A 16937-nucleotide genomic window follows, 5' to 3' on the forward strand; every position below is an offset into this window, starting at 1 on the left:
GGAATCGAGGCAGAATCAATAACTCTGCCGATTAGTTGAAAGCCCCGTGACATGCATCAATTTGTAGCCTCATTCGGAATCGCTTGAGGCCATCGACAAGTAAGATTCCACTCGATTGCGTCCACCCTGTTTGGCGCGGTAGAGGCATTCATCGGCTTTCTTGAGGACGATTTCTGCAGTAGTCGGTAAGTGTTCACACGTCGCCACGCCGATCGAAGCGGTAATGCGCCCCACGGTCGGAATATCACTGGTCGCAATGGCCTGACGTATCCGCTCAGCGATGGCACTGGCTGACTCGACACCGGTTTGCGGCAAAATCAGCAAGAACTCCTCTCCCCCGGCTCGGCACGCCAGGTCGCCGACGCGGGAATAAGTTTGCAGCGTATGCGCGACCTGTTTGATAGCCAGGTCGCCCTTGTCGTGGCCAAAGGTGTCGTTAACCCTTTTGAAATGGTCGATGTCCAGCGATAACACCGAATATGTCTGCCCGGTGCGCTCAAGGCGGCGCAACTCCTGATCCATGGCTCTGCGATTGGCCAGTCCGGTCATGGGGTCGGTCAGCACCTGCTGGTTAAGGTGGCCCAGCTTCGCTTGCAACAACTGCACGCCGGCAAGCATCGCCTGGCGAATGGAAAACGCCTCGTGATACCAGGCCTTGACGTGGCGAAGTTGCTCGCTGGCCTGGGGCGCTGACAACTGCCGGGCAATACGCGACAGCTGGTTGAGCGGGCGACAGATCAGCAAGGTGCCGAACCAGATCAGTACGAAGCCGATCAGGGCGGCGGGCAGCATTCCCAGCAGCACATCGCGCATCAAGGTGTTCAGCGGCGCCAGACTCACTTCGCGCGGCTGCTGCGCGACCACCGCCCAGCCAGCGCCCGGCACCTGAGCGTACCCCGCGAGCATGGGTACGCCTTTGTAATTACGCACGCTCATCGAGCCGCTCTCGCCACGCAACGCCGCATCGACGGTTTTGCTCCAGCCCAGGGTGTCGCCAATGCGCGCCGCCTCAGGGTGAAAAAGCAGTTGGCGATCCTGATCCGCTACAAAAGCAAAGGTGCCTTCGTGGTGAAAATGGCGGCTGATCAGGGTGTGCAGCGCGTTGTCTTCGCGCAGATAAACCGAGCCGCCGATGATGCCCACGTAACGCTCAGCAGAGTCGTAAACGGGTTCGGAGATAAATACGACGAGATTGCCGGCGGCAGACGTATACGCGGAGCTGATGAAGGGCCGCTTCGCATCGATGGCTTTGAGAATGGCATCCGAACGCAGCGTTGAGCCGTTGATTTGAAGAGTATCCGGATACGCCTCCAGCACCTTGGCAGTGCTATCGATTATGGCAATCGAGTTGAAATCGGCATCCTGTTTTTGCAGGCGCAGCGCTTCGGCGCGCATGACGCTGGGGTCACCCCAGGCCTTGCCCAATTCACTGGCGCTGTAACGCAGATGGTTCTGTGCTGAATGAATGAATTCAGCGAGGCTCGAGGCGACCTTAGCTGCATAAGCACTGTTCGATTGCAGCGCATGATCAACCAAGGCATCGCGCTGCACGCGGTAGGCTGTGACAAGGCTGTTGCCCAACGTCGCCAGAACAGACAGCAGTACCAGGGAGAGAATCAGCCAACGCAAATTCAGCGCAGTTACGGGCTGCGTGGCACCCAGCGTCTCGTCGCTGGCCGATTCATTTGGGGGGTCCGTTCTGTCGATCATCGTCTGCCCTGACAGGTCTCTTTGGGAGTTCGCAGCGAAAGCGCCTCAGCGAGTATATGCGCTTGTGCGTGACACGCCTGAGGGACTTCCAATACGAGAGCGTCTGCCAGCTGCGTTTGAACTTCAAGCCGGGTCCAGCAATACCCACAACCGCACGATTTTCCCTTCGCTGATTTCCGCCACGTCGACACCGCTGACAACAGTTGACCCAGCGCTCGGGCCCGCATGCCAGCGCAGGTAACCCAGGCCATGATGCCCAACCGCCGGCCCCTCGGGAACAAAAGCGAAGTCCGCCCCGAACTGATCCAGCAACGCACCGGCCACCTCTGAAATCGCCGCCCGCCCGGTGACGATGCCAGTCGGTTCGTACATCGTCGGTGTGCCTGCAAAAAGCTCATGCACCGCCGCAATGCGCTTCTGTGCATCGCGCTCGTTGAACACGCGCTGCAGGTTGGCCCGCAGCAAGGCGTCGTAGTTTTCCACCTCATTGATATTTCGCGAATCTGAGCCAGACATTTTTGAATCCTCGATTGGTATGTGAAGCCCGGTTGCCCGGGCTCAGCGGTCAACCATGTTTGACCAGGTTCAAGGCTGGCAGCGGTCCGCCCGGAAACTGCGCAAGCATTCCCTGCTGCACACCGCCCAGGTCGATGCCGTAAAAACCCAGTTGAGTAATCAGCTCTGCAACTTTGGTTTTGCTCGCGGCATCTTCACCGGAATAAAACAGCACCCGCTTGCCGCCCTCGGCGGAGGGATCGCTCAGCAGAGCCGCGAGCAAATGGTTGAAGGCCTTGACCACGTGCGCACCGGGCAGCATCTGCGCCACCACTTGCGAAGACGGCTGGCCGCCCAGATCGAACGGTTTGAACAGTGGCGCCTCGATCGGGTTGTTGGCGTCGATCACGATACGTCCATCCCAAGGCCCGAGATCGCGTACCGCGTCGGGGATCTTCGACCAGTTCACCGCCAGAAAAACAATGTCCGCCTGACTGGCTTGCCGAGCGGTCACCGCTTGCGCGAGTGGACCCAATTCGTCGACCAAACCGGCAAGGCTCTGCGGCCCACGGCTGTTGGCCAGACTGACCGGCAGGCCTGCGTTGACGAGCAACCGAGCGATGGCGGTGCCGATGGAGCCTGTACCAATGATGCTGATAGTCATGATGCTCTCCTTACGCTGTGAAGCCGCCGTCGACGATTAATTCTGCGCCGGTGACAAACCCGGCGTCCGCACTGGCCAGGTACGCCACCGCGCTGGCAACATCCTTGCCCTCGCCGTACCGCCCCATGGCGATGTTCGGGCGTAGGAAGTCCGCAATAGGCCCGTCGGCCGGGTTCATGTCGCTGTCGGTCGGGCCAGGATGGACGGTGTTCACAGTGATGCCGCGCGGCCCAAGATCGCGCACCAGTCCACGACTGAAACCGGTCAGCGCACCTTTGCTCAGGGTGTAGACGGAGGCGGTAGCGAACGCAGCGTATTGCACCATCGAGCTGCCGATGTGAATGATGCGACCGCCCTGCCCCATGTGTTTGAGCGCTTGCTGAGTGGCGACGAAGACGCCGGTCACGTTCACCGCAAGGATGCGTTGAAAGTCCTCAAAGGCGATGTCCTCGGGGGCACCGAGCAGGCTGATACCAGCGTTGTTCACCAGAATGTCGATCTTGCCAAAACGCTGTGCAACCTCGGCAATCGCTGCACGTACAGCCTCGGGATTGCCCGCATCGGCCGCCAGCGCCACAGCCTGGCCGCCCGCCGCGACGATTTCCTGCACGACCGCTGCGGCGCGATCTGGCGATGCGTTGTAGGTGATAGCGACGTTGGCGCCATCTGCCGCGAGCCGCTTGGCGATTGCTGCGCCGATGCTGCGTGAGCCACCGGTAACGATGGCGATTTTGCCGGTCAGTGGAAGCGTGGAAGTGTTCATGGTCAAGCCTCTGGGTGGTTGGAGTTGATGAGGCTATGAGACGCCTTTTGATCTTCCACCAGTAGTGGAAGCCCACTAGAATCACTTTCAATCATTCGTTGAAGGTGCGCAGATGGAAACCTTAGGCAATTTGCTCTCATTCGTGCGCAGCGCCGAGGCGGGAAGCTTCTCTGCCGCCGCGCGGCGCCTGGGCCTGACTCCCGCGGCGGTCAGTCGCAATGTCGCGCAACTGGAGGCCAACCTCGGCGTACGCTTGTTTCAGCGCAGCACGCGCAAACTCACGCTGACCGAAGCGGGAGAACGCTTTCTGGCCAACGTCGGTTCGGGACTGGAAAGCGTTCAGGCGGCGATCGCCGACGTGGCCGGCAATGCCGGAGAGCCTTCAGGGCTTTTGCGTCTGAGCGCAGCACCCGGTTTCGCCAGGGATTTTCTGCTGCCGCTAATGCCCGAGTTTCTCAAGCAATACCCCGCCGTGACCCCTGAATGGCACGTCGACAATCGCCAGGTCGATCTCATCGCGGATGGATTTGATGCGGCTATCGGCGGCGGCATCGAACTCGCGCAAGGTGTGGTCGCCAGAGCCATCGCCCCGGCGCATCTGATTCTGGTGGCATCGAAGGAATACCTCTCGGCACACAAGCGCATCCGGCACATCGAAGAGCTGGCGACGCTGGATCATCTGGCCATGCGCTCGGTGCAGACCGGCAAGGTGCGCAGCTGGATGCTGCAAGGCCCCGACGGGCAACGGGCACCGCTGGAGTTGGCGCCGCGCCTGTTGGTCAACGATCCGCAAGCGCTGTGTCAGTGCGCCCGACTGGGGTTGGGGGTTGCGCTGTTGGCAGTTCCGGATGTTTTGCCTTATCTGCAGGACGGTACGCTGGAGCGGGTTTTGCCGGACTGGCATGTCGATGCGGGGCAGATTTATTTGTACTTTTCCAGCCAGAAACTGTTACCGGCCAAAACCCGGGCGTTTGTGGATTTTCTGGTCGGTCAGGCTCGGGAGGATGGTTGGGCCGCTCTTCTCGATGCTCGGGCTTAGAAGGCAAGTTATACGACCTCTAAAACTCAACCACCATCACGCCCAAGCGTTTATTCAAGCCTTTCGAGCTTGCCGCGTCTGCTCGATTACGGTACAAATCGGGCAGTTGTACGACAACATAATAAAAACCTGAGCCGCCCCGAGTGGCTATCATTTTTGAGATCTGCCATGTCCCGTCCTGAGTTTGCGCCAACCGTCCCCCCGCCCTTCCCCCGTTATCTCGCCGTGATCATTCTGTTGTGCATGGGTTGTGCCTTCGCCGGCAACCACGTCGCGGCACGGGTGGCTTTTGATGACGGCGCGGGTGTGCTGCTGGCAATTCTGATGCGCTCGGGCGGGACCTTGCTGGTGCTGGCCATTCTCGTCCTGTGGCAGCGGCAAAGCCTGCGTCTGCCGACGGGCGCCTGGCGTTGGCAACTGTTGTTGGGCCTGCTGATTACTGCGCAGAGTCTGTGTCTGTATTCCGCCGTAGCACGGGTCCCGGTCGCTTTGGCGCTGCTGGTGGCCAACGTGTTTCCGATCCTGCTGGCCTTGCTGACCTGGGCGCTGGGCGGCCCACGACCAAGCGCGCGCACCGCGATGTTGATGGGCTTGATTCTCGTCGGGCTGGTGTTCGTGCTGGACGTTCCCGGACGTCTGTCAGACAGCGCCAGCGTCGGCCCGGAATGGCTACTGGGCGTCGCACTCGCCTTCTGCGCCGCGAGCGTATTCGCCTGCGCGCTGTGGATCACCGACCACAAACTGTCGCAAGTGCGCGGCTCGGTGCGCAGCCTGCTGACCATCTTCATCGTGTTCAGCAGCGTCAACCTGGCCGGCCTGACCGGCGCCCTCCCCGGCGGACTCAACCTCCCCGCCACCTCAACCGGCTGGCTGGCCCTTGCCACGCTTGTCGTGCTCTATGGGACCGGCTTCATTGTGTTGTTCATTTCCGTGCCCAGGCTGGACATGCCACGCAACGCCCCGGTGATGAACATTGAGCCATTGGCGACGTTGTTGATGGGCTGGATTGTGCTGGATCAGATGCTCAGCAGAGGACAGATCGTGGGCGGAGTGATTGTGGTGAGCGGGATTGTGTTGCTGACGTATCGCAAAGCGCCGGTGAAGGTTGGGGTGAAGGCTGAGGTTTGAGGGGGTGTGGTGGCGGGACTCTTGGTTGGCGAGTCCTACTTATCGCCCCCGGCTCGATACCGAATCAGCGGAATTGCAGGCTCTCGAGGTCTACCTGGGCATAGCTTCCTATTTCACCCTTGTAGAGATAAATCGCAGTTACCTCCAGCTCCGTCCGTAAGAATCCCGCCAGCGTTCTGAGTCTGGTGCTTGTGGTCATGGCAGGGCGTACAACCGTCGCGCTACCGGGGTGGTCATCGTAAGTTCTGACGAGAAACTGATCGACACCATCCAGAATCAGGTAATCGAACCCTCGATACTCATAGCCTGCGTCGTAGTCGACATCATCGAAACGGTCGGCCTTTCCTATTCTCAAGACGCCGCCCCTAATTCAACTCAAAGAAGTGAAACGGTCTAGCAGTTGAAAAGTGGACGGCGCTCCATCCACGTCATTTACCAACTACCGTACGGGATGCCGAACTTATCAATGTAACGCTTGGCCTTCTCACTCACGGGATAGGCATAGCGCCCGCCATGCTTGCCCTGCTCCGGGCCGAGAGGTTCGAGTTCGCCTTGAGCATGGGAGACTTTTATCGGGCGGTGGCAGGAGTCCCTGACCCACGCTTGAAGCACTCCCCCCGGGGCGAGCCCCACAAGCAGCGTTGCGGAGTAACGTGCGGTTCTTTCGGGAGTCTTCGGGCACCGCTGATGTGTGGACTGCACCATCAGTTGCCTCGCTTCTTCTGGAATCTCTATGAAGCCTTTATAGGTTTTCTGCTCCGATATCGACTGCCAACGGACAAAAATCATTCGAGGAAGGTCAGCACCGGTAACCAAAACTCCAGAACCACCGACTGTTCCCCAACCACGGGCAGACTCCGTCCCATCTTCTGGTTCGCCTCCGGGAGCGGATTTTCCACCGACTCTGAAAAACATTCTGTTATTGATATCCAGCACCGAGCTGTCCTCAACCCAGATCTTCATGTAATTCGGCTCAACGAATCCTATTTGCCACCAAGGAGACTTGGGGTCATTTTCTCCACTTTCGAAACCTCCTTTCTGGCAGCCCATTAACAATAAGGCGACAAGCAGAGCGATTACAGACTTCATTACCAGAGCTTCCAATCAGCTACGTGAGGATGTTGTACACGGATCGCGTCGTCCGTCGGGGCGTTGATGTAAACAGCATCAATACCGCTCCCGTCTCTTCTTCCAAGGGGATGATTCCAGTTTGCAGAGGTATGAATGTACTTCAGCTTGAGCAAAGCCTCTTCTTCTGCAGTTGTTCTGTAGTTTCCGGTGAGAAATCGGTCACAAAGAGGCTGCAGCTCTGCCGGCACGGAGTATTCGTCATCTTCCGGTATATCAATGAATTGAACACCCTTTTCTTTTGCCAGCTGATACATGACTCTTAAATAAACTCTCGAAAGTTTTCCACTCACCGGACGTTTCAATTGTAGAGCGGCATATACGCGCTTCTGCCCCGGTGAAAGCCTGTCTTGATGCTCCTGCGGAATTTTGAAGGAAGCCGGGGTGACAATATCCAGCAGATGCGCAGGCCATCCTTTAGCAAGCCACTCGCTTTTTACGCGCGCGGCGTCGTGATAAATCGACGTCGTTGAAACGTCTACGTACCGAGGTACATCGAGAGTTTGCATCGGACTGACAAGCACGCGTTCCTCTACTTCATCAAGATAGCTGCCGCCAATATCCGAATGAACCCCGGGAAGAGTGTACTCAGGGTGCGCGGGCTTCACTCGGCTGAGCGCAAAATTAGCGCGACACTCATCACGCGCTACGAGATGTACGACATCCGTGAAGTATTGACGGTCCAGGTAAAGCCTCACACCGGGAGCTATAGGACTTTTCACCCGGCCAAGATTGGTGAAGCCGGCAATTGAGGGCACCGTGTCAAAGAGCCCGATAAATCCCATTTTGATGCCGTTTCCGTATTTATTATCAAAGGTGCGACTGAAATCTGCGGCGTTCCGGTTTAGGAGATCTCCTAAAGCTCCTTGCTTACCCCGCACCACTTCATTTGCGAAGTGCCGTGCAGCAGCAGCCCCACGACTGAAGCCAAATGTATCGAACGTCAGGGACGCAATTTCACTGTCGGGGTTCTCTTGCAGTGCCTCTTCGATAGCTTGTTTTATCTGCGTGAAGGACGCTTGTACGCGACTCGTAACACCAGTCTCACCTCGCCCCGTTCCAGCACCTACAGCGCTATCCATCTGATTGCTTTCAGTGCCTATACCTTCGACATATATTGGGCTTGAGACGTACTTAAGAAAGCCATCACCTTCGGCTTTCTGGGTCTTTTTATACAGAGAAAACAATTTTTTTATATTCGTAGGCCCGGCGCCATAACTACTATCCGGATCACTCATATAAGGCATGCAGCTAGCTGGTATATCTTCCGGCGCAATCGGATGCTGAGCACCGCACAACAACCCCGCAGCAGAGTTGTTCGCATTGTTGCCAGTGCCATCAAAGAAAACCCCGATCCTCAACGCAATGCCTATTTTCTCAGGCTCGCGCGCGGGCTCTTTCCCGTATTTCTCATACTCGGCCCAATGCTGGGCGTGTATGTCGACGGGTTTGGCTTGTTCGTAGCGGTAGTTTTTCGGCGGGTTTGGAACGTAACCACTCAATCCTTGATTCCTTGTTCTGATCCTTGAAGAACGGCCCGAAGGGTGACAGTCGAGGCCGGGTGGTGCAAGCCGTGGCCGTGTGCCAGCCGTGGTGCGCCCGGGTGTTGCGACGAGGTCTTGCGCTCGTCGCATTGCGGGTTATTTGGCTATTTCGACTTTGTCCAAAGCCTGATTGACCGCGATTTCGCCGAGCATGACGACCTGGGCGATGCCTAGAAGGGTTCTGCGGCGCGGGTTGTCGAGCAGCGCGGCGAAGTCGTAGAGCATGGTGGTGGCCGAGCCGAGGGATTCGCTGGCGTTGGCCAGCAGGGACTCGGTGTCGTATTTCGGGTTGGCGAGGAACATCTGTTCCGGCGTGTTGGTGCTGGCCAGGATTTCGGCGGGGCCGAGGTAGTGATCGAGGGCGCGTTCGGCGGCTTCGTGTAGTTTTTTCGATGCACCGGATTCGTAGGGTGATGCGGGGTCGCTGGTTGGGGGATTGGGTGTGACTTTGAACATGGTGAAACTCCTAGTTAGGAAAAGGAGCCTTCACATTCGCTACCAAACGAAGGTGGCGGCCATACGCGGGTTGGTAGACCGGTAACTAGGAACCGGCACACCCGAAGGTGTCCTGCGCATGGCCACCATTGAGCAGAGACCTGAAGCAGGCCTGCGAACGGTGCGCAATGCGACTAGTTATGGCGGGCTACCAAACCCGATCACTGTTTTTCAGCGACCGACAGACGATAGAACCCGCGACCTAGACGCACAAGCCGGCGGATTCTGGCGTAGTCGTAGGGAATGGCGCAAGGCGTTGTAGCCGTTTGCTTAATGCTTGAGTTACTGTTTAAACGGGCTAAGGGTTTTCTGTTTATGTGGCGGTGAATGGGCTGGCGTCATCGCGAGCAGGCTCACTCCTACAAGGGGATCAGGCGATGGGCAGTCACAGCATTCTGCTCCTGCACATTCAACTGTCGCTTCTTAAGCAGCCGGTCAATCTCCATTTTGCTCCTCGGTCGTGTGCCGCTAGTTGTCCCTGATACTTCAAAGCCTCAATCAAAAAACCCAGCGCTCGACGAAACACAGGATCGCAATCGTCATACGGCAGGTGATCGAGCGAAGCCCAGAAAAACTCGAAAACATGGCCATGATCATCCAGTGTCTGATGAGACCATCGCTCTGGCTGTGGCTCACGCACCTCGCAAAGTTGGAACGACCAGACTTGTCCATGGTGGCAAGACTCCCAGCATCCTAAATCTTCACTGATTGTCGCATTGTGGATACCGGACTCTTCCGCCAGTTCTCGCAAAGCGGCCTCGGCGGGTGTTTCTCCGCGCTCAATGGTTCCTTTTACTAACTGCACGCCAGCCTGTGGATGTCGAAACAACAGGATTCGCGGGCGCTGTGCGAAACAAAGCACAACAGGACAGGCCTTGTCAGGATGCATAAAGATTTCCTTATCGGTTTAAACGATCAATCGGGGTGGCATCAACCCTGCGTTACGAGCGTCAACTTCGGCCAGATCTCGAGCCATCTCTTCGACTGCACGCGCTCCAGAAACACCGCGTTTTTATCACTTTCAAATCGGGCGGTTGGCCGCACTTTCAGCGCAAACAAATCCTCCAGCCCCAACGGCGCCGAAACCTCTATCGCACCATGCCGATCAAGCCTGACACCTACTGCCGTAGCAGTTTCCGGCCAGAAAGTAATTGCATCCGCAGCCGCTCCATAAGGCGCATCGGCGTTTCGCTGGTGCATGCGTGCCTGATTTTTCACCGACCAGTTCAAGCCACTGCACAGTGCTGCAAGCTCGACCTCCAAGGCCAGGTCTGTTTGCGCACTGGCACATGCTGTGTCAAACCATACGACATCAATGTCCTCGGGCAACGGCGAAGGTTGGCGCTGATGCAGATGATCCCAAACCAGGCTGCGCACAAAACCTGCGGCAACCCAGCAGTCCGGCAAGTTTAGATCCCTGACTATTCGCAAGATGTGCATGCGGACGGGATCTTCAGCAATCAGATCCCGCAGTTGCGCTTCCAGATTCATTTATTTCAATCCAATGACCATGGTTGCGAGAGCCAATCAGTGGTCTCTGTAAGCGCTCGGTCCCTTGTGCTGAATGACGAGTGCAGGCGAACTTTGCAGGATAGGGCCAACTGCCGCCCACTGCTCAAACCTTGAACTCTTCCTTGAGCAAATCGGCAAACTTGTCTTTTGCGCGATGAGATTCAACGTGCCTGTTCCAGATAAAATAATTCTGCACAGGCTTTAAGTCATTGAAGAAGAATCCTTGAATACCGCCGAGCTGGCGGAACTGTTCAAACATGCCTCTCGGCACCAACGATATCCCGGCGCCTGAACTTACGCAGCCAAGGATGGTGCCATAACTGGCTATGCTTGTTATCGGGTTGAAAACTTTGTACCGCTCCAGCCAGGTTAACAAAGCCTTTCTGTAGGGACATCCTTCAGGCCACATGAATAAATCCACACCGCGCAGGTCCTCTGGCTGGTTTATCACCCCCGCGGACGGTGAGGCAATCACTACTAGATCCTCTTCATAGATCTCCAGACTCTCGATGTCCGGATGTTCTGGCCTGACGGCAATTATTGCCCCGTCCAACGTGTAGTTGACCACTTCTGCGGATAATTGTGACCAATCGCCAGTGCTGAATTGCATTTGTACAGCCGGATAAAGTTGATGATACCTGGATAGCACCTTGGGTAACCGGCCGGTAGCGGATGACTCAATGGCACCAATCCTGAGTTCTCCCGAAGGAGCTGACAGCGGATCAAGCGCTCGTTGCGATTCTTCGCACAAAGACAGGATTTTGTTGGTGTAGCCGAGAAAAAGCCGACCTGAAGGACTGATGATCAATCCTCTGCCTTTCCTAATAAACAGGTCAACTCCAAGCTCACGTTCCAGAAGCTTGAGGCGGTTGGTGATGTTGGACGGCACGCAGTGCAATCGCTCCGAGGCACGGACGATACTGCCCAGATCGGCTACTGCCTTGAACATGACCAGTTGCGAAAACTCCATGTAAACGCTCATTAAAAATGAATGATTGGGTCAGTATAAGTCACTTGTCGCAGGTCAACAAATCGGGCTAATTTCACCGCTGCAAGGCAAGAAAGTGCGTTAAAACCAAACATTTCATAGGTCTTTAGGGAGAAGGACACATCATGAGCTCGGCATCGCCACAGAGTCGTTTGGAACCGCTTGAACATAAATCCATGCAAGATTTTGGCGAGACATTTATCCAGGCCCTGCCCAAGCACATACGCAACTTGAAAATTCCCGGACGTACCTTAGAAGAAAACCAACGGCGTCAACCGTTGCTGGCCTGCGTCGGCAACGTTTCTGAGATAAAGGACGCCATGCTTGAGGTACTCAATCATTCCATCACGCAAGACGCGCAACTGGCGGCTGAAAGCGCATTCAGGGCGTTCCTCGAAAAGCCAGTAATAGATTCGTCGGTATTGAGCTTTTTCAATGGGTGGAATGAAACCCATAAAACCACCAGCCTTGTCTCGGCAAAAATCATCATGCGCCTGTCGGCGGATGCGATATCGGTATCTGCCGACAGACGTGAGGGTTACCACAATGTCATGGCGCATATGCATGAAGTGGCGAAAGATGATTTCGGTCTCGGACATCAGGGCCATGACGGAATGTACAACTACATGACTGCAGCTTTTGGTGCGTCAGCCTGGGTTGAAGAACAATTCAGAATTGCAGAATGCAATGACTTCGCGGACTTCCTATACAACACCGGGGTCGCCAAGCATAAAACGGCACTAAACTCGCAGGAACACAAATCTTCAATTATGGATGCGATGATGGTTTCAATCTCATCTGAACTGTGGAACGGTCGTGAATACAATTTCATCGCTCAATATATTGAAGCAAAGCTCCTCGCGGCCAATCCGTTCTTGAGGACAAACACGCAAAACCTGCGTAACGCCAAAGGCTACGTAATGGGGCACTCCGGAGAAGTTGAGAACAAACACGGATTGCATGCCTTGGCGGCCGCGCAAGCTTACGGTCAGACGGTAGGTCTGGAATTCAAGCCTGCGCGACTGAAGGGCATCATGCTCAATTACAATGAAAGAGTCGGCAATGCATTCTCCGCCATGCATCGGATTATGACCTGTTGATCTCTATGGATTAACGAAGCATGCCGATGAACTCTCATAATGTGAGCTTGGAGAATGATCGGCATGTTTTGACGATATTTAAACCAAACCACGAGCGACTCATGAACCTTCCGGCCAAATGACGTTCCGCAGGGATCTATCGCATGGATGTTGAACACGCTGTTTTTGCATTGGGTTTCTTCGCGTTTTGTGGTGGCCTGATAGACGCTGCGGTCGGTGGCGGAGGCCTGGTACAGGTGCCGGCACTTCTACATGCCCTACCCCAGTACAGCCTTGCCACCATTTTCGGCACCAACAAACTGGCCGTTCTGGCAGGCAATATTTCATCAATATCGGGTTACCTGAAGCGCATAAAAATCCGCTGGAATTTAATGCTTCCGACCATGCTCGCCGCTTTTTTATTTTCTTTTCTCGGAGCTCTCTCAGTATCCCTTGTCCCTAAAAGATTGATGGAGATCGTTGTCTTTTTCATATTGATAGTCATGGCTATCTACACGTTTATGGAAAAAAAACTTGGTTTGGCAGGCAAAGACCGCCACTTCGGAACGAAAGACATTTGCCTTGGAGTTTTCTTCGGCAGCCTGATCGGTTTCTACGATGGTGTCTTCGGCCCGGGCAGTGGCAGCCTGCTGCTGTTTATCTTCGTCAAGGTCTTTGGCTTTGATTTCCTCAATGCATCAGCCTCTGCAAAACTGGTTAATCTGGGGACGTTCAGCGCTGCGCTCATATTTTTTATCCCCTCCGGTAATGTCTTGTGGGCGATTGGCGGCATAGTTGCTTTATGCAATATGGCCGGTGCACTGACCGGTGTCTTTTTGGCATTACGGTATGGGAGCAGTTTCATCAGAGTTTTTTTCCTGATTCTGCTCGTATTCCTGATCGGCAGAATGGGGGTCAACATTTTTTCGTAGACTCTGGTCACGTCATACCATCCGCCGCGAATCCCGCCGTACCGCCTGCGGCGGCACGCCAAAGCCGCGCATGAACACCTCGCGCATGTGCCGGCGGTCACGAAACCCGGTTTCCCTGGCGACTACATCCAGACTGTGACTGCTCTGCTCGATCAGCAAACGCGCTGCTTCCAGCCTTAGGCTCTCTATCGCCTTGGCTGGAGACTGGCCGGTTTCGGCGGTGAACACGCGGGTGAATTGCCGCGGACTCAGGTGCACCACTTCGGCCAGTTCTTCGACGCTCAGCGGGCGATTGAGGTGCTTGCGCGCGTAATCCAGCGCACTCTGAATGCGGTCGGATTTGGGCGACAGCGACAGCAATTCCGAATGTTGCGACTGCCCTCCGGACCTACGCTGATGCATCACCAGTCGATGGGCGACCGAGCGGGCGATTTCGCTGCCCAGATCCTTCTCGACCATACCCAGCGCCATGTCGACACCAGCGGTCATGCCCGCCGATGTCCACACCGGGCCGTCGATGATGAAGATGCGGTCGTCCTCGACATTCACCGACGGATGCATCCTGCGCAGCGCCGGGGCGAACGCCCAGTGCGTGGTCACGCGGCGGTTATCCAGCACACCAGCCTGCGCCAGTACGAACGAGCCGGTGCAGATGCCGGCCACGCGGCGTGCGCCGTCGGCGAGCCCGCGCACGCTGTGCAGCACGTCAGCATCGGGCGGCGTCAGCGGTGTCAGCGTGCCAGCCACCAGCCAACTGTCGGCCAGCCCCGCCTGCGTCAACGGCAACGTATCGACGTGCAAGCCCAGCGAGGAGCTGACGATGCCGCCGGCCTGGGAAAAGTTCTGCACCTTGTACACGGCTTTGCCCGTGACGATGTTGGCGAACTCGAACACCGACTGGGTCGCCAGCGCCATGACCTGAAAACCTTCCGTGAGTAGATAGCCGACTCGATGCATGGTCGCGCTCCGTTTGTTGAATGTCCTGAAACACTACCACATACGTCATTCAGGTCGGAGCAGGTTTTCTCCATCATGGCTCACATACCAATCAATCCACTTGCGGGACGCAGCTCATGAAACTTGAAGCGAACACGATCTTCATCACCGGCGGCACTTCCGGCATCGGCCGCGCACTGGCCGAGGCCCTGCATCAGCGCGGCAACAAGGTCATCATCGCTGGTCGTCGCCAGACCCTGCTGGCAGAGATTGCCCAGGCGAATCCGGGCATTGACACCGTGCAGCTGGACATCAACGATGCGCAGCAGATCAAGGACGTCGCCGCCGAAGTCATCCGCCGCCATCCGTCGTTGAACGTGATCATCAACAACGCCGGGATCATGCCCTTCGACAACGCGGGTTCCGGCGACTACAACGATGAACAGGCCGTCGGTCTGTTGCAGACCAACCTGCTCGGCCCAGTGCGCGTCAGCGCGGCGTTCGTCGAACACCTCAAGCGCCAGCCCGAGGCCTACATCATCAACAACAGCTCGGTGCTGGCCTACCTGCCGCTGGCGACCACGGCGCTGTATTCGGCGACCAAAGCGGCGATCCATTCCTACTCGCTGTCGCAGCGTTTCATGCTGCGCGACACCAGCGTCAAGGTCCTGGAAATCGCGCCACCTTGGGTTGATACCGACCTGATTCACAAGAGCGGCGACGAGCGCGCCATGCCGCTGGGCGAGTTCATCGAGGAAACCCTGATCAAGCTGGAAACCGCCACTACCGAAGTGCTGGTTGACCGAGTCTTGCCGCTGCGAGCCAACCAGGGCGCGAACGAGCACGGGTTGATCGAGCAGTTCAACCTGTCGCTGCTGGAAAATCCTATTCCGGTGGCTTGATTAAAGCGCCGAATACTTCCGACCACTTGGGTTTGTGATCCAAGTGGTTTTTGTTGGGACAAGGTTCAAGGCTCATCGGTGACCATCCTTCGGTTGCTGTGTACCCTTTCTGCATCAAGCAAATCTGTGCAGAGGAAAGGGTGTTGGCATATCTGGATTGGGTGCAATGGCCGGCGATGCTGGTCACCGTTCTGGCCGCGTGGCTGATCGGTTCGCAACGACCGCAACGGCGCATGAGCGGTTTCGTTTGTTTCAGTCTGAGCAATTTGCTGTGGGTGATCTGGGGCGTCCATGCCGGGGCTTACGCGCTCATCGTTCTGCAGCTCTGCCTGTTCCTGATGAACCTGCGCGGCTTCATGAAGAACCGCGTTTTAGAGCGCTGAGTGACGCTGATCATCCGGCCAGAAAATCCTTTGAATTTTTCTTGTCGGACAAAATCATTTACGTATGAGCGTAAGGAGGAACTCATGCGTAGCACCGATATTTTCGTCATCGAATACAAACATCACGACCAGCCAAAATCATTCGTCATCCGCGCCAAGAGTATGCGCAACGCCGACGCTTGGCATTGGGCGAGCTGTGACGCCGGTATTGCGCCGATTCCGAAACCGGGTAAACCACCATTGAAAGTGGTTTCCAAACCCCAGGCCGAGCGTTATGGGATCACCGACGTGAAATGGCGCGAGACGGCAGCGCTGGACTGGACGGAGGCTTAGGCAAATCGGGTCGCCTGGCTGAGCTTGCACGTCAGCCAGGCGCTCCAGAACAAACTGCTGAAAAACCGTGTTGCATCGCCGAATCCGGCACCATGTAACAAGGCCTGCACCGCCGCCTCCGAGTGCGGCGGATCAGCGCCCTGCAAAATCTTCCCGAGTTTCGCCTGCACCTCGTCAGCGGTTGCGCCCTGCTGTCGCCAGCGCTGGCTCCAGGCTTGCAGTAGCAACGGCTGACTGGCGTAAGCGTAATGATTGCCGGCCACGATCAATGGCGCGCCGGGTTTGAGGCGGGCCTGAATGGAGCGCAGTATTTGTTGCTTGGCCTCGTCACCGCCCAGGTGATGGAGTACACCGATCAGGGTGGCGGCGTCGAAAGATGCGTCGGCCGGCAAGTCTTCGACATGACCGAGATGTATCTGGACTCTGTGCAATAGATCATTGGCGCGCAGATGTTCGGTCGCAGCATCGAGCATCGGCCCGGAAGGATCGACCGCAGTGAAGTGCCAATCCGGCTCCAGCGCGGCCATGGCGATGATTTCCTGCGCGGTGCCCCCCGCGCCCACCACCAGCACGTTTGCCGGACGCGACTGCCCAAGGCTGGCGGCGAGCATGCAGGCCGACAGGTCGTGACAGGCATCGTAGCCAGCCAGGGCAATGCGGCTTTGCCGGGCATATTCGTTGGCGCGGGAGGTGTCGAATTTGCCGGCGGCGTCAGTGGCGGGTTGGGTCATGGCGATTCTCCTTGTCTTTGCGACACGCTACGCGGTGAGCGTGGAGAAGAAAAATCCAATGATTTCATGGGGGGCATTCCGCTGGGGAATGTGTGGATGTCATCCCGGCGAAGTAAAAGTGATGCAGAGCGTCAGCGGATGCGTCCCCACGCAGGAGCGTGGGAACGATCCATAA

General features: G+C 56.7%; 19 protein-coding genes. 7 read left to right on the forward strand and 12 right to left on the reverse strand.

Annotation, left to right across the window (positions count from 1 at the left end; translation table 11 throughout):
- Nucleotides 1-69: 69 nt before the first annotated feature.
- The 4 genes from AC0IXA_RS23385 to AC0IXA_RS23400 all read right to left on the reverse strand — a co-directional run bounded on the left by AC0IXA_RS23385 (nt 70) and on the right by AC0IXA_RS23400 (nt 3632).
- Nucleotides 70-1710 (reverse strand): sensor domain-containing diguanylate cyclase, encoded by a 1641-nt coding sequence (locus AC0IXA_RS23385; RefSeq protein WP_122506957.1) that lies wholly within the window; start codon nt 1708-1710, stop codon nt 70-72.
- Nucleotides 1711-1833: 123 nt separating this feature from the next.
- Nucleotides 1834-2226: a nuclear transport factor 2 family protein gene (locus AC0IXA_RS23390; RefSeq protein ID WP_110599097.1), complete on the reverse strand. Its 393-nt coding sequence runs from the start codon at nt 2224-2226 to the stop codon at nt 1834-1836.
- Between the two features lie 49 nt (nt 2227-2275).
- Nucleotides 2276-2872 (reverse strand): NADPH-dependent F420 reductase, encoded by a 597-nt coding sequence (locus tag AC0IXA_RS23395; RefSeq protein WP_341638020.1) that lies wholly within the window; start codon nt 2870-2872, stop codon nt 2276-2278.
- 7 nt (nt 2873-2879) lie between these two features.
- Nucleotides 2880-3632, reverse strand: coding sequence for a 3-oxoacyl-ACP reductase family protein (locus tag AC0IXA_RS23400; RefSeq protein WP_130910843.1), 753 nt, complete (start codon nt 3630-3632; stop codon nt 2880-2882).
- A gap of 112 nt (nt 3633-3744) precedes the next feature.
- Between AC0IXA_RS23400 and AC0IXA_RS23405 the strand changes: the two genes are divergently transcribed.
- On the forward strand, nt 3745-4671 hold the full coding sequence (locus AC0IXA_RS23405; protein ID WP_258606037.1) for a LysR family transcriptional regulator: 927 nt from the start codon (nt 3745-3747) through the stop codon (nt 4669-4671).
- Between the two features lie 168 nt (nt 4672-4839).
- Nucleotides 4840-5799, forward strand: a complete 960-nt coding sequence (locus AC0IXA_RS23410) for an EamA family transporter (RefSeq protein ID WP_016774285.1) — start codon at nt 4840-4842, stop codon at nt 5797-5799.
- Nucleotides 5800-6231: 432 nt separating this feature from the next.
- On the opposite strand, the gene AC0IXA_RS23415 is transcribed toward AC0IXA_RS23410, so the two are convergent.
- The 6 genes from AC0IXA_RS23415 to AC0IXA_RS23440 form a co-directional block, all read right to left on the reverse strand.
- Nucleotides 6232-6888 (reverse strand): DUF2931 family protein, encoded by a 657-nt coding sequence (locus tag AC0IXA_RS23415; RefSeq protein WP_041480571.1) that lies wholly within the window; start codon nt 6886-6888, stop codon nt 6232-6234.
- The gene (locus AC0IXA_RS23420; RefSeq protein WP_471814578.1) at nt 6888-8429 is read right to left on the reverse strand and encodes a T6SS phospholipase effector Tle1-like catalytic domain-containing protein; all 1542 of its coding nucleotides are present in this window, start codon (nt 8427-8429) and stop codon (nt 6888-6890) included. Before AC0IXA_RS23420 ends, AC0IXA_RS23415 begins: the two co-directional genes overlap by 1 nt.
- A 138-nt stretch (nt 8430-8567) precedes the next feature.
- Nucleotides 8568-8927 carry a DUF6124 family protein gene (locus AC0IXA_RS23425; RefSeq protein ID WP_471814579.1) on the reverse strand — a complete coding sequence of 120 codons (360 nt, stop codon included), beginning with the start codon at nt 8925-8927 and terminating at the stop codon, nt 8568-8570.
- Between the two features lie 448 nt (nt 8928-9375).
- Nucleotides 9376-9855: an NUDIX hydrolase gene (locus AC0IXA_RS23430; RefSeq protein ID WP_471814580.1), complete on the reverse strand. Its 480-nt coding sequence runs from the start codon at nt 9853-9855 to the stop codon at nt 9376-9378.
- Between the two features lie 41 nt (nt 9856-9896).
- Nucleotides 9897-10457 carry a nucleotidyltransferase family protein gene (locus AC0IXA_RS23435; protein ID WP_471814581.1) on the reverse strand — a complete coding sequence of 187 codons (561 nt, stop codon included), beginning with the start codon at nt 10455-10457 and terminating at the stop codon, nt 9897-9899.
- A gap of 124 nt (nt 10458-10581) precedes the next feature.
- On the reverse strand, nt 10582-11448 hold the full coding sequence (locus tag AC0IXA_RS23440; RefSeq protein ID WP_341637811.1) for a LysR family transcriptional regulator: 867 nt from the start codon (nt 11446-11448) through the stop codon (nt 10582-10584).
- Nucleotides 11449-11591: 143 nt separating this feature from the next.
- Here AC0IXA_RS23440 and AC0IXA_RS23445 point away from each other — a divergent pair, with 143 nt between their 5' ends.
- The gene (locus AC0IXA_RS23445) at nt 11592-12566 is read left to right on the forward strand and encodes a hypothetical protein (RefSeq protein WP_471814582.1); all 975 of its coding nucleotides are present in this window, start codon (nt 11592-11594) and stop codon (nt 12564-12566) included.
- Nucleotides 12567-12709: 143 nt separating this feature from the next.
- A complete protein-coding gene (locus AC0IXA_RS23450; protein ID WP_471814583.1) occupies nt 12710-13477 on the forward strand; it encodes a sulfite exporter TauE/SafE family protein in 768 nt (255 codons plus the stop codon).
- 12 nt (nt 13478-13489) lie between these two features.
- Here AC0IXA_RS23450 and AC0IXA_RS23455 read toward each other — a convergent pair whose 3' ends face one another.
- Complete coding sequence (locus tag AC0IXA_RS23455; protein ID WP_206420537.1) at nt 13490-14434, reverse strand: GlxA family transcriptional regulator; 945 nt, start codon at nt 14432-14434, stop codon at nt 13490-13492.
- A 116-nt stretch (nt 14435-14550) separates the two neighbouring features.
- Here AC0IXA_RS23455 and AC0IXA_RS23460 point away from each other — a divergent pair, with 116 nt between their 5' ends.
- The 3 genes from AC0IXA_RS23460 to AC0IXA_RS23470 all read left to right on the forward strand — a co-directional run bounded on the left by AC0IXA_RS23460 (nt 14551) and on the right by AC0IXA_RS23470 (nt 16031).
- Nucleotides 14551-15315, forward strand: a complete 765-nt coding sequence (locus AC0IXA_RS23460; RefSeq protein ID WP_076563347.1) for an SDR family oxidoreductase — start codon at nt 14551-14553, stop codon at nt 15313-15315.
- Between the two features lie 176 nt (nt 15316-15491).
- Nucleotides 15492-15698, forward strand: coding sequence for a hypothetical protein (locus tag AC0IXA_RS23465; RefSeq protein WP_050977883.1), 207 nt, complete (start codon nt 15492-15494; stop codon nt 15696-15698).
- 84 nt (nt 15699-15782) lie between these two features.
- On the forward strand, nt 15783-16031 hold the full coding sequence (locus tag AC0IXA_RS23470; protein WP_016774267.1) for a DUF6555 family protein: 249 nt from the start codon (nt 15783-15785) through the stop codon (nt 16029-16031).
- On the opposite strand, the gene AC0IXA_RS23475 is transcribed toward AC0IXA_RS23470, so the two are convergent.
- Complete coding sequence (locus AC0IXA_RS23475) at nt 16028-16762, reverse strand: class I SAM-dependent methyltransferase (RefSeq protein ID WP_122750668.1); 735 nt, start codon at nt 16760-16762, stop codon at nt 16028-16030. The genes AC0IXA_RS23470 and AC0IXA_RS23475 overlap by 4 nt on opposite strands.
- Nucleotides 16763-16937: the final 175 nt, after the last annotated feature.

It is taken from the genome of Pseudomonas sp. AC083, from assembly GCF_979253165.1.

What these genes read in the sequence shown, in the direction of transcription:
- AC0IXA_RS23450 (WP_471814583.1), top strand. Translation starts at nt 12,710, where the DNA reads ATGGATGTTGAACACGCTGTTTTTGCATTGGGTTTCTTCGCGTTTTGT.
- AC0IXA_RS23470 (WP_016774267.1), top strand. Translation starts at nt 15,783, where the DNA reads ATGCGTAGCACCGATATTTTCGTCATCGAATACAAACATCACGACCAG.
- AC0IXA_RS23415 (WP_041480571.1), bottom strand. Translation starts at nt 6,888, where the DNA reads ATGAAGTCTGTAATCGCTCTGCTTGTCGCCTTATTGTTAATGGGCTGC.
- AC0IXA_RS23425 (WP_471814579.1), bottom strand. Translation starts at nt 8,927, where the DNA reads ATGTTCAAAGTCACACCCAATCCCCCAACCAGCGACCCCGCATCACCC.
- AC0IXA_RS23410 (WP_016774285.1), top strand. Translation starts at nt 4,840, where the DNA reads ATGTCCCGTCCTGAGTTTGCGCCAACCGTCCCCCCGCCCTTCCCCCGT.
- AC0IXA_RS23465 (WP_050977883.1), top strand. Translation starts at nt 15,492, where the DNA reads ATGCTGGTCACCGTTCTGGCCGCGTGGCTGATCGGTTCGCAACGACCG.
- AC0IXA_RS23435 (WP_471814581.1), bottom strand. Translation starts at nt 10,457, where the DNA reads ATGAATCTGGAAGCGCAACTGCGGGATCTGATTGCTGAAGATCCCGTC.
- AC0IXA_RS23405 (WP_258606037.1), top strand. Translation starts at nt 3,745, where the DNA reads ATGGAAACCTTAGGCAATTTGCTCTCATTCGTGCGCAGCGCCGAGGCG.
- AC0IXA_RS23475 (WP_122750668.1), bottom strand. Translation starts at nt 16,762, where the DNA reads ATGACCCAACCCGCCACTGACGCCGCCGGCAAATTCGACACCTCCCGC.
- AC0IXA_RS23400 (WP_130910843.1), bottom strand. Translation starts at nt 3,632, where the DNA reads ATGAACACTTCCACGCTTCCACTGACCGGCAAAATCGCCATCGTTACC.
- AC0IXA_RS23430 (WP_471814580.1), bottom strand. Translation starts at nt 9,855, where the DNA reads ATGCATCCTGACAAGGCCTGTCCTGTTGTGCTTTGTTTCGCACAGCGC.
- AC0IXA_RS23390 (WP_110599097.1), bottom strand. Translation starts at nt 2,226, where the DNA reads ATGTCTGGCTCAGATTCGCGAAATATCAATGAGGTGGAAAACTACGAC.
- AC0IXA_RS23460 (WP_076563347.1), top strand. Translation starts at nt 14,551, where the DNA reads ATGAAACTTGAAGCGAACACGATCTTCATCACCGGCGGCACTTCCGGC.
- AC0IXA_RS23440 (WP_341637811.1), bottom strand. Translation starts at nt 11,448, where the DNA reads ATGGAGTTTTCGCAACTGGTCATGTTCAAGGCAGTAGCCGATCTGGGC.
- AC0IXA_RS23455 (WP_206420537.1), bottom strand. Translation starts at nt 14,434, where the DNA reads ATGCATCGAGTCGGCTATCTACTCACGGAAGGTTTTCAGGTCATGGCG.
- AC0IXA_RS23385 (WP_122506957.1), bottom strand. Translation starts at nt 1,710, where the DNA reads ATGATCGACAGAACGGACCCCCCAAATGAATCGGCCAGCGACGAGACG.
- AC0IXA_RS23445 (WP_471814582.1), top strand. Translation starts at nt 11,592, where the DNA reads ATGAGCTCGGCATCGCCACAGAGTCGTTTGGAACCGCTTGAACATAAA.